The 10185-nt window shown below is 68.0% G+C and carries 12 protein-coding genes; 3 read left to right on the top strand and 9 right to left on the bottom strand.

Features of this window, described 5'->3' with window-relative positions; translation table 11 throughout:
• The first annotated feature begins 738 nt into the window (after positions 1-738).
• Positions 739-960 (top strand): hypothetical protein, encoded by a 222-nt coding sequence (locus J7E97_RS13905; RefSeq protein WP_215026626.1) that lies wholly within the window; start codon positions 739-741, stop codon positions 958-960.
• A gap of 152 nt (positions 961-1112) precedes the next feature.
• On the opposite strand, the gene tgmC is transcribed toward J7E97_RS13905, so the two are convergent.
• From tgmC to J7E97_RS13880, 5 genes are all read right to left on the bottom strand, one after another.
• The gene (tgmC, locus tag J7E97_RS13900) at positions 1113-2237 is read right to left on the bottom strand and encodes an ATP-grasp peptide maturase system methyltransferase (RefSeq protein WP_215026623.1); all 1125 of its coding nucleotides are present in this window, start codon (positions 2235-2237) and stop codon (positions 1113-1115) included.
• Positions 2234-3184 (bottom strand): ATP-grasp ribosomal peptide maturase, encoded by a 951-nt coding sequence (gene tgmB, locus J7E97_RS13895; RefSeq protein ID WP_215026620.1) that lies wholly within the window; start codon positions 3182-3184, stop codon positions 2234-2236. The genes tgmC and tgmB overlap by 4 nt, the downstream gene beginning before the upstream one ends.
• A complete protein-coding gene (gene tgmA / locus J7E97_RS13890) occupies positions 3181-3480 on the bottom strand; it encodes a putative ATP-grasp-modified RiPP (protein ID WP_215026617.1) in 300 nt (99 codons plus the stop codon). The genes tgmB and tgmA overlap by 4 nt, the downstream gene beginning before the upstream one ends.
• A 175-nt stretch (positions 3481-3655) precedes the next feature.
• A complete protein-coding gene (locus tag J7E97_RS13885; RefSeq protein WP_215026614.1) occupies positions 3656-3847 on the bottom strand; it encodes a hypothetical protein in 192 nt (63 codons plus the stop codon).
• Positions 3844-4110: a hypothetical protein gene (locus J7E97_RS13880; protein ID WP_215026611.1), complete on the bottom strand. Its 267-nt coding sequence runs from the start codon at positions 4108-4110 to the stop codon at positions 3844-3846. Before J7E97_RS13880 ends, J7E97_RS13885 begins: the two co-directional genes overlap by 4 nt.
• Before the next feature lie 681 nt (positions 4111-4791).
• Between J7E97_RS13880 and J7E97_RS13875 the strand changes: the two genes are divergently transcribed.
• Both J7E97_RS13875 and J7E97_RS13870 read left to right on the top strand, forming a co-directional pair.
• The gene (locus J7E97_RS13875) at positions 4792-5769 is read left to right on the top strand and encodes a hypothetical protein (RefSeq protein WP_308346494.1); all 978 of its coding nucleotides are present in this window, start codon (positions 4792-4794) and stop codon (positions 5767-5769) included.
• A 6-nt stretch (positions 5770-5775) separates the two neighbouring features.
• Positions 5776-6303: a GNAT family N-acetyltransferase gene (locus J7E97_RS13870; RefSeq protein WP_215026606.1), complete on the top strand. Its 528-nt coding sequence runs from the start codon at positions 5776-5778 to the stop codon at positions 6301-6303.
• A gap of 975 nt (positions 6304-7278) precedes the next feature.
• Here the strand turns inward: J7E97_RS13870 and J7E97_RS13865 are convergent.
• The 4 genes from J7E97_RS13865 to J7E97_RS13850 form a co-directional block, all read right to left on the bottom strand.
• Entirely contained in the window at positions 7279-8295 is a 1017-nt protein-coding gene (locus J7E97_RS13865) for a hypothetical protein (RefSeq protein ID WP_215026604.1), read from the bottom strand.
• 416 nt (positions 8296-8711) lie between these two features.
• A complete protein-coding gene (locus J7E97_RS13860; protein WP_215026602.1) occupies positions 8712-9137 on the bottom strand; it encodes a hypothetical protein in 426 nt (141 codons plus the stop codon).
• Positions 9112-9288 (bottom strand): hypothetical protein, encoded by a 177-nt coding sequence (locus J7E97_RS13855; protein ID WP_215026600.1) that lies wholly within the window; start codon positions 9286-9288, stop codon positions 9112-9114. The genes J7E97_RS13860 and J7E97_RS13855 overlap by 26 nt, the downstream gene beginning before the upstream one ends.
• Before the next feature lie 39 nt (positions 9289-9327).
• Positions 9328-9927: a hypothetical protein gene (locus tag J7E97_RS13850; protein ID WP_215026598.1), complete on the bottom strand. Its 600-nt coding sequence runs from the start codon at positions 9925-9927 to the stop codon at positions 9328-9330.
• Positions 9928-10185: the final 258 nt, after the last annotated feature.

Here is a 10185-nt window from a genome sequence, read left to right as displayed (position 1 = left end):
GGCTCCGTAGAGCAGGCCGGCCATCGTCGGCGAGCGCGGGCCCGTGCGTGGGGAAGAGGGGTGCCCCACTGTCGAGTCCGAGTCACCCTGTCGACCCTGCGCTCCGTGTCCTCGCCGCAAGCGGCTGCGGGCCGGTGCTCGTGGCGACGCTCCCTACGCATCGAGGTGAGCTGAGTGGGTGGCTCGGGTACCTCCGCACCCCGTCAACCGCATGGCGGGCCCGTCGCGGCTGGCGTTCTGTGGTTGCTGTCGAAGAGGGGGTGAGTAGGAGTCAGCCTCATCGAGACCCTGCGGGAAAGCGTTCGGGAACCCCCGGAAGTGCGCGCAGTGCGCATGTGCACCTTTCTTAAAAGAAGGGGCAACGCTCTGACCTGCGGGTTTGTCTCCAAAGTGAGTACCGTGGGTTCACACTACCGAGCGGTAATGAGTCCCCCAGTTGCACATAACTGAGCCCGCGAAAGGGCTGCGAGAGAGATGCCTGGCATCCGAGCATCACGGAAAGTGATCCACCTGTGGCGACTTCACACAACTGCCCCGATTGACGGAAGCTGAGGTTCACATCTGTCTCACGCTGACACAACCGCGTCATCTCTGGAGCTCTTGTTGAGGCCACCGACCCCTGCCCGACTTGGTGGGCGGGGGTGAATGAACTGCCAGTAGATGTGATGTTGCAGGGCTGCATCATCGCCTGAACTGACGGCACGCAAAGAGCTGCCGCCCGAGGATCAGGCCCCCGAGGTGAGCGCTCTCTTTGAAGCGATCGAGGAACTGACCCGGGCCCGCGAGCAGGTCGACCAGCAGCAGCAGAAGTACGACGCGGCGATGGCACGCGCCATGGAAGGCGACCCGCCCCGAGGCCGGCCACCCGTATCGCCGCCGCGCTGGGCATCACCCGCGACGCGGTCTTCCAAGGCGATTCAACGCCACCAGGAACGCAACAAGACGAACCAGGGCCGGTAGCTGAACGCTGGCGGTCAGCGCACACAGGACAGCCCCCGACCGATTCGAGCCGGTCGGGGGCTGTCCTGTGCTCGGGGTGCGGCCCCGCCCGTCGTGTAGCCGAGCGGGACCACATGAGAAGTCTGCCGGTCTGGCGCCGGTATCAGCGCTTCTCAGCTCTGCCAGGTGATCGTCTGCCCGTCCGAGGTGACGGTGATCTCGAAGCGATCCAGGCCGGGAGCACCGTCGTTCCGCCACCCGGTGACGTGGTCCTCGATGTCATCCCACAGCCGGGCCGGACCGTCTTGACGGACTGTCCACCTCCCGTCCTCGTCAGTAAGCGCCGCCCACGATCCGGCCTCCACGTCGATGAGGACCTGTTCGGTGCGGCCGTCGCGGTCGAGGGTGATGCGCTGCGCCCGGGGTGCGGCGAGCTGGGCGACGAAGCGGGTGTCCCAGTCGTCCAGCTCGTCTGCGCCGAGAGCAGCGGCACGCTCCTCGCCCTGGTCGAGGTCGGGAAGGAGGCCGAGGGGCGGAGGTGCCTGGGGGCGGGCGAGCATGAAGGAGATTCGTCCGCCGAGGAAGCGACCGGAGGAGGTGCCGTCGTCGTGGACGGTGAGGCGGGCGAGTTCGGAGGAGTACATCCAGCCGCCGAGGGTGGCGAGGATGAGTCCGCCGGGCCGGGTCTGCTCGATCCAGGCTGAGGGAAGAGAGACGATGCCGCAGGTGGCGATCACGCGGTCATACGGGGCGCCGTCCTTGTGGCCGTCGAGGCCGTCGCCGACGATCCGGTGTGGGGCGTATCCGCAGGTGCCGAGCGCGGCTCCGGCGCGTCCGGATACCTCCTCGTCGACTTCGACCGTGGTCACGAGGTCGTCGCCGAGGCGGTGGCACATGAGCGCGGTGGAGTAGCCGGTGCCCGTGCCGATCTCCATCACCCGCTGCCCATCCTCGACTCCAAGGTCTTCGAGCATTCGCACCACCAGGGAGGGCATGGTGCTGGACGACGTCGGCGAGCGCATGATCTCGCCTCGGATGTCCCGGGGTGCGATGGTGCCCGCGATCTGCGTCACGAGGGACTCGTCCTCGTAGCAGCGTTCGATCCACAGGGGGGCGTCAGGCATGACCGGGGTCCACGCGGTCGGCCCGCCTGTGTCGATGCGGTCGAAGAACCCGCCCCGCAGGAACTCGTGACGCGGCACCGCTTCGACCGCAGCGCGCCACGGCGGGGTGCGCAGGTGCTGGCCGGCCGATAGCTGTGCGGCGAGGATCCGCCGGAGCTCTTGGTCGTCGCTCACATCATCTTCCTCTCCAACAGGTCAGCCATGGCCGCGACCATCGGCAGACCGGTCTCCGGCTCCATCCAGGCCCACTGGCCAGACGGGTTGCATTCGAGGAACCACCATTGCCCGTGGCAGTCGATGGCGAAGTCGAAAGCGCCGAATACGAGCCGGAACTGGGCGAGGTATGCGCGCAGTGCTTCGGTGATCCCGGGCGGCGGCTGGGCGACGGTGTACGTCAGGCGGTCGTAGTCGGTGCGCCAGTCCAACAGATCGGAGTCGATGCGGACGCAGAACACCTTGTCGCCGATCACGGTCACCCGGACGTCGCCGGATTTCTCGATGCGCTCCTGGAACAGATGAACCGTCCCGGCCACCGAGTCGTCGATCTCTTCGGCCGTCACCTCCAGTACCTCGACCGTGCAGGAGACTCCGTCGATCCGGTACAGCGGTGTCGACAGCGGCTTGTAGATCACGGAGGGGCGCTGCTTGATGAACGCCCTGGCTTCGTCCGGATTGGAGGTAAACAGAGTGTCCGGGACGAGGAACCCGGCATCGACTGCGGCGGCGAGGCCGGAGGGCTTGAACTCGGCGTCGCCGATCCGGTGGGGGTGGTTGACGTACAGGCAGCCGGGCAGGGACGCGAGTACGCCCCCGAGGCCGTAGCGAGCCTGCGTGATCGCGAACCGGGCGGTCTGCTCGTCCAGGTGGGGGAAGGCGAAGCCGGAGGGACGCCGGTAGTAGAGGGAGCGGACGCGGGAGAGGTCTGCCGTACGGGTCGGGGTGCGCAGGGCGCCCCGGATGCCGTCGGCGGTGATGGTGGCCTCGAACGACAAGGTGGTGGGGAAGTCCCCGGAGTCGAACCGCATGACCGGGATATCCCGGTCGTGCAGCTCGTCAACCACCAGGTCGGTCGTGGGGTCGTCCAGGTTGGTCACGACCAGAACCGGGCGGTCATCGCTCACTGGTCGGTGTCGTTCCCGGTGTCGGAGTCCCCGCCGCCGCTGGTGCCGTCGGAGGGATTGCCGGTGTTGGTGGACGGGTTGGTGCCGCTGCTGGTGCCGTGGCCGGGCATCTCCATGACGGCCCCGGTGGCGTCGAAGTAGCGGCCGGTCTGGGTGACCGGGTCCAGCTCGACGCGCCCGTACGACGGTGCCTGCGCGGGGTAGGGAGTCATGCGGCGCAGACCCCACGGGGCGGGGGTGCTGATCCCGTTCGGCAGGGGCGTGCCGGTGGGCAGTCGGTCGGAGTGCACGAACATCAGGTTCCTCCGTGGTCAGTGGTGTTGGTGCTGATGGGTGGCGCGGCGAGACTTCGTGGGAAGCCCAGCCGCGCCGTCTACCGCCCGGCTCGACCTGTCTGTTCCGGGCGGAGCATGTGGTGGCCCTGCGGTGGGGGTGTTCCGTGGGAGCGGGGCGTCCCCGCCGCAGGGCGGATCAAGGCGCGGTGGCACGGTCGTCGCACCGGCAGACGTGCGGGGATTCGGCGTGGCCGGCGGGATCGATGTCCGGCACGGAGAGCGGGGCTGCGGTGGCCCCCTCGTGGGCGACGTTCGCGGCGCATCCACCAAGGCCGAGGAGATTCGCGGTGAGCAGTAAGACCCCTGCCGCGATTCCGTCGGCGCTCACGGCTCGACCCGCTGAATGTCGCGGACGAGAGCCTGGCGTTCGCGGCCGTTCGCCAGCCGTACCCAGACGTAGGCGCGGTCCGCGTCGACCCCGGCCCAGCCTGCGCCGATCTGAACGACCTGTCCGGTGATCTCCTGGGGCTGCTCGCGGCTGCGGTCCTCCGGGGCGACGTAGGAGAGGCCCTTCACGCAGTCGCCTACCTGGTAGGGGGAGCGGCGGTGGTACGCCGTCTGGACATCGTGGTCACCGCTCCTCCTCGGCATCGTCCTGTCGTTCCTCGTCCTCTGGGTCTTCCCAGCGGTCGATGAAGCTCTCCAGGCCGTGCTCGGCGATCTCCAAGGTGCGGGGGACAGGGCGCCGGAGACAGGAAGCGGACTCACCGCAGGGGACTGCTCGGTCATGACGGTCACCTGGTCTTGATCGTGTGGGCCCGCTGACCGCGTCTGTCGGGGGCGTCAGGCGCGGGCAGCGGGCCTGTGGGGTGCCGGGCGGGTTCGGGGGAACGGGGCCGGACATGGACGGTTCGGGGACTGCACGTTCAGTACAACGGCGCTAACGGCGAGTCAGGTAGGAAAAGACGCGGGTGCCGTGGTCGCAAGGGACCGGAAATTTCGGAGGGTGAAGCGGGCGAATGGCCCTTCACCGATACGGGGTGCGTCACTACGGTGAGTGGAATGACGGGGAACGCGGCGCTCCAGCAGCACATGGACAGACTCGGCCTGATCCAGAGCGAGTTGGTCAGGAAGCTGAACGGCTGGCTCGCCTCGAACGGGCACGCGGGTACGGTCAGCGACCGCACTGTCCGCTACTGGCAGACCGGAAGAACGCGCTGGCCCCACCCGCGACAGCGCGCCGCATTACAGGCAGTCTTCCGGTGTCCGGTCGAAGTACTCGGGTTCACCCGGGCGGACATCTCTTCCCCACGCACCATCCCGGAGCCAGACGTGAACCGCCGTACCTTCATGGCCTCCACCGCAGTCGCCCTCGCGACTCCCGCCGTCGTCTCCCGCACGATGGTGGGCACCCGAGACGTCCACACCGTTCGCGGTGAACTGGACCGCATCAACGCCCTGGACGATCAGCGCGGAGGGAACCAGACCCTCGAAGAGGCCGCGATCGACGCCGCCCGCCGAGCCCTGGGACTCCAGCAGGCAGCAGCCAGTCAGCGGGTTCGCTCCCGCCTCTTCGCTCTGGCCTCCGACCTGACCGCGACGGCCGCATGGACCGCCCTGGACTCCCGGCAGTTCGGCCGCGCCGAGCAGCACCTCGAACGTGCCCTCACCCTGGCCGGCAAAGGCGGCGACAAGGCGACGGAGCTGCGCGTGTGGAACACGATGTCGATGCTCGCCTACCAGCGGAAGGAATACTCCGATGCTGTGGCCGCAGGGCAGGCCGCCCTCCGTGTCGGTATCACCCGCCGCGACCCCATGTACGCCTCTCTGGCGCACGCCCGCACGGCCATCGGACATGCGGCTCTCGGTGACCGGCAAGCCGCGCTGCGGTCTCTCGGCTACGCGGGCGACGCTCTCACCAAGACGAGCGCGGACGAGGAGCGGCCGTCGTGGATCGCGTTCTACGGTCCGGCGGAACTCCAGTCCCTGACTGCCATCGCCCAGGATCTCCTCGGCCGTCATGCCGAATCCGAAGCTGCCTCCTACCAGGCGCTCACCGCGCTGCCCCCTCGCTTCCGCCGTAACCGGGCGCTGGTGACCGCCCGGCTCGCACTCGCCCAGGTCCACCAGGGAGAGATCGAAGCAGGCTGCGCCAGCGCCGAGCGCGTGTTCGCGCTGATGGACGGCAACAGGCTTCCAGCCCGTATGAGGTCCCTGATCGGCGACTTCCACCGTGACCTGCTCACTACCGCCCCGGACGTCTCGACCGCCAAATCCTGGGGCGACCGCTACCGCACCGAATGGAGCTGACCCCCTTTGCCGCCCACCCTTGCCCTGCGCAGCTACACCCACGACGACCTGCCCGCCATACGGCAGGTCCTCATCGATGTACACGCCGACGCCTACGCCGACCAGATGGATGACGAGTTCCACCAGCGGTTTCCCTGGTTCGTCGATCACTGGGGCAAGAACGCGGGGTTCGCATGCGTGGTCGCCTACGACGCCGACGAGCCGGTGGGCTTCGCGTACGGTGCTCCCGCCACGCCGGGACACGAGTGGTGGCGGGACTACCTCGATCCCGTCCCGGAGAACTCCTCCACGTTCTCCTTCTCGGAGCTGATGGTGCGCCCGGCCTGGCGCAAGCAGGGCATCTCCGAGCATCTGCACCGGGCCCTGCTCGACGACCGTCCCGAGGCCCATGCGGTGCTGCTGGTCGACACCACCCATCCCCGAGTTCAGACGCTGTACGAGTCCTGGGGTTATCGGAAGGTGGGAGAGCAGCGGCCGTTCGCGGACTCGCCGCTGTACGCGGTGATGATGGCTTCCCTGCCCTTGAGAGCCTGAACAGCGCTCTCTCACCCCGCTCCTCCGGCTTTCCGGGGCGGATCGCATGGCCGCTGACCGCACGTCGGTTTTAGAGTCCGGGAAGCCAGAGCTGACCCTGCTCCGGCTGGCCCACAGCGGCCGTCTCCTGCCCAGGGGCGACCTCCGGGCCTTGATGGAGGGGATGTCGAGGCGGGGGCCGCAGCCGCAGGCGTCGTAGCGGGGGCGCGGGTCGACACTCGCGGCGGGCGGGTACGGGACCGCCAGCGGCTTGAGGATCTTGCGGGCTTTGCGGTCGAGCGGGTAGGCGTACCGGTGCTTGTGCGGGACCTGCTCGGCGCCGGCCTCGGGGTCGACGTGCTCGCGCATCCAGTCCAGGCGGGGCTTCCATCCCTTCTTCCTCGCCGAGCGGGGGTGGAGAACCGTTCCGTCGGAGAGCCGGATGGCGGGGTCGTCACCGCCGCGCTTGGCGTCCCGGAGCAGCAGCCAGGACCCGGCCCGGTAGATCCCGCCGTGGTGGAGGCTGGAGTCCGCGTAGGACAGGACAGCGCGCAAGCTGGGGTTGTGGTGGTGCAGGAGGCGGATGGAGCGGGCGAGGATCGCGGTCAGGGGGCGTCATGGCTCTCCAGGCAGATCCGGCCGAGTTCGGCGATCTCGTGCTGGTGCTCGAACCCGAGCCCTCGCGCTCCGTTGTGGTTGGCGCCGTGCCCGTACATGAGGACGCCCCGGAAGCGGCCTGCCTCGATGACGCCGTGGATCTGCTGACGCCCTCGGGCGGGGACACGCGAGTAGTGGAACCTCTGACAGGCCCAGGTCGCGGCCTCATATGGGACGCAGCACACCGTCAGGTCGTCGATTCGTCGGCTCCCCAGCGCGACGGTAGGCGCTCACCCGGACAGCTCCGGGCCATTCGGGGGACGGCGCGCAGGGGCTCGCTCATTCGGCCGGCATGGGGAGGGGTGTCGCCGTGTGCGGACGGCGACAGGCTCAGGCGGACTACTTGGCGGTCGTGTATCGCTTGATGGAGTGGACGAAGAACTTCGGCACCGTCATCGACCCGCCCAGCGTCGTCGAGTACGTCTCCGGCACCGACACCACCACCTCGGCCTCGAACACGTCGTCCTTCACCAGATCACCGAAGGCCTCCTCGGCCTCCCCGCCTGCCGAGAAGATCGAGTTCACCTCGCAGTCCGACAGGAACCCGTACTTCGGCCACTTCTTCTCCCCGCACGCCGAGGCCCGGAACGTCGTCTTGCCGGTAGCCGAGTCGAACTGGGTGATCTCCCCGTACACCTTGATGCACTTGCCGAGCGACCCGTATGGGTCACGCTCCAGCTTGGAGAACTCCCGGTCGCTTATCGCCTCGTATGTGCAAGACGTTTTGCTGGGAGACGGCGTCGGGCTTGGTGTGGGTGACGGGGTGACCGCTGCCACGGGCTTGCTGCTGCCGGTGACGTTCACCTTGTACCGGGCGGTGCCGGGACACGAGTACAGCTCCACCGTGGAGTAGCCGTCCGCCCCCTTCATGACGGGGGCGGAGTCGGCCGACTTGCCGGAGACGGCTTCGGTGAACTCTGCGGTCCGGCTCTTGGAGCAGCCTGCCGCCCCGTCGATCTGGATGGCGGCGCTCACGAGGGCGGGCACCTCGCCCCACTTCCGGGCTTCCATCCGGATCTGGACGTCGTTGCCCTTGCACATGACCGATTTCACCGAGATGCCGACCTGCATGTCCCGGTAGATGTAGCCGTCGGGCTTGTTGTCGCCTCCCGTGCTGCCGCAGTACTTCCAGCCGGACACGGCTGTGGTGGAGGCGCTGGTGGTGCCGGTCGGTGCGGGGGAAGCCGTGTTCTCGCTGTCGTTGACTGCCAGGTAGATGACGGTCGCGCAGGTCGCGGCGATGAACGTGGTCGCCGCGACCGCGGTGGTGATGTTCCTCGCGGTGAACCGGGAGCGTGGCGGAGGGGTGGGAGCGCCCCATAGGGGCGGCTGGGGCGGCAGAGGGGGAGTCGTCAACTGGAGATCCTTATGTAGGGCTGGAAGAAATGCAGGGGGGATGCCGCGACGGATGACGGTGAGCTGGGGAAGAGGAGCGGGGCAGCAGCCAGGCGCGGATTCGCATGCGGGAGGGGCTGCTTTCTGTGGGGTCGGGGCTGTGGATCACACACGCCCTCGCGACACCTTCAACAGATTGTTGACGATATCGGATCGATCCCGTTGGGCGTGGGTCGGTTACCAGGTAAAACCCCAGGTCAGACGAGCAATCTGGCATTCACGCCCATCCCTGGACCGACGAAGCGGCACGTCTGGGAGTGCGTGACTCTTCCGGGGTTCGTGTGCGAGCGCAGGAGGTGAGGGCGAGGGCCCGAGATGCCCAGAGCCCCCGTGAGTGCTTTACAGGGCCTCAGCGGTCTCCGAGCCCACCATCGCGATCACAGGCGCCTCAGGTGCGCACAGTGACGCACAAGGGCCGCGCCGCTCTCGCCCTTCGCCTTCAACTCCGCCCGCAGTCCACTCGCCGCCGCGCTCGCGGCCTTGTCCATGTTCGCGAGCATCACCGGCACCACGGCCTCCACCCGGCCGATCACCTCGGGGGAGCCGGTCAGGGTGACGCGGTGCGCGAGGATCCCGCTGTTCGTCCGGTTCTTGACCCGCTCCACGGTCATCTCCGCACCCAGCGCCTCGGCGACCTTGGCCACCGCCTGAGATTTGGGCCCGCCCTCCTTCGTCGTGTTGGAGATGTCCACGGTCCACGACACCGGCACCATGGGAGCGGGGGCGGGAGATTCGGCCGGCTTGCTGTTGCGGCAGTGCGCCCACGAGCCCAGAGCGTCAGCGGCAGCGGTCGCCTCGTTCATCGCGGGTCTCCAGCATCAGGCCCTTGCCGATGCGGCAGGCGCACGCCTGGTGGACCTTGACGGCCTTGGTCTTGGCGTTGCGGCTGACGCGGATCGTGGCGCTCGACGGGTGTCCCCTGGTCTGTGTTGTGAGTGCGTCTCTCGGACTCACAGAACAAACAATATCGGGCCAACCGGCACATGTCGGGCTCTAGTTGGGGAAAGGCGCAGGTCGGCGGGTGCCCCCGCTCACACTCCATCCCTCGGTTCGAGCCCGCTGGCGACCCTCATCTGTGAGCGCACAGTGCCGCCTACCGTCCATCAGCCTCACAACGACCCAGCCGTGGCCCTCCAGATATCGCAGCGCGTTCAACGTCGTCGGGGCCGTGATCATCGCCTTCCTCGTCACCACCGACACTGGCAGCATCTCCGCCGTCCCTGTGGCCAGCAGAACACCCAGAACCGCTTTCAGCGTCTGCGTACGCGGCCCCGGCTGGCTGCCTCCCCACCGCTGCTTCGACGAGCTGTCTGCCCGCCACCGTTTCGCGGCCGGGACTGGGGTGGTCGTCGAGGCGATCCACTCCGTCACCCGCTCCGCGACGGGACCGCTCAGTGCGGGCAGTCGACCACCCGGAACCTGGGCGCCCGACGGCCGATCCCTCAGAGTGATCTTTGCTCCGGCAGCCGCCTCCATCGCGATAAACGCGTCGGCGCTCAGCCCGCAAGCCTGCGCCGCAGCCTCTACGAGGGCCATGTCATCGCGCTCGATCCAGACCTCGACCAGACTCGGCAGGGTCATCTCTCCTCGCATGGGAGACATCCTGTCCGGTCTGCCGGAACGCCTTCGTCACCACGCCGATCCGACCATGATCATCGGTACTCCCGGCGGGAGCGCGAGTCTGTCCATCTGGTGCTGTCTGGTGTCGTCTCGTCCGCCGCTGACCAGCAATAACAGGTAAACGAGCAGCTCGCGGGGGGTCCTGTGAGCGGGTTCGATTCCCGCCATCTCCACAACCCCCATGTTGGGGTAAAGGCCCCGCGGCCATCCTTGGGTTCTAGGAGTCGTTGC

The organism is Streptomyces sp. ISL-66, from assembly GCF_018614135.1.
GTDB lineage: Bacteria > Actinomycetota > Actinomycetes > Streptomycetales > Streptomycetaceae > Streptomyces.
Note: the sequence above shows the minus strand (reverse complement) of the source record. Positions and strands in the feature narration are given on the sequence as shown.

Excerpts from the sequence above, each read along its gene's own strand:
- tgmA (WP_215026617.1), bottom strand. The coding sequence starts at position 3,480 with ATGTTCGTGCACTCCGACCGACTGCCCACCGGCACGCCCCTGCCGAAC.
- J7E97_RS13880 (WP_215026611.1), bottom strand. The coding sequence starts at position 4,110 with ATGCCGAGGAGGAGCGGTGACCACGATGTCCAGACGGCGTACCACCGC.
- J7E97_RS13860 (WP_215026602.1), bottom strand. The coding sequence starts at position 9,137 with ATGAACGAGGCGACCGCTGCCGCTGACGCTCTGGGCTCGTGGGCGCAC.
- J7E97_RS13850 (WP_215026598.1), bottom strand. The coding sequence starts at position 9,927 with ATGCGAGGAGAGATGACCCTGCCGAGTCTGGTCGAGGTCTGGATCGAG.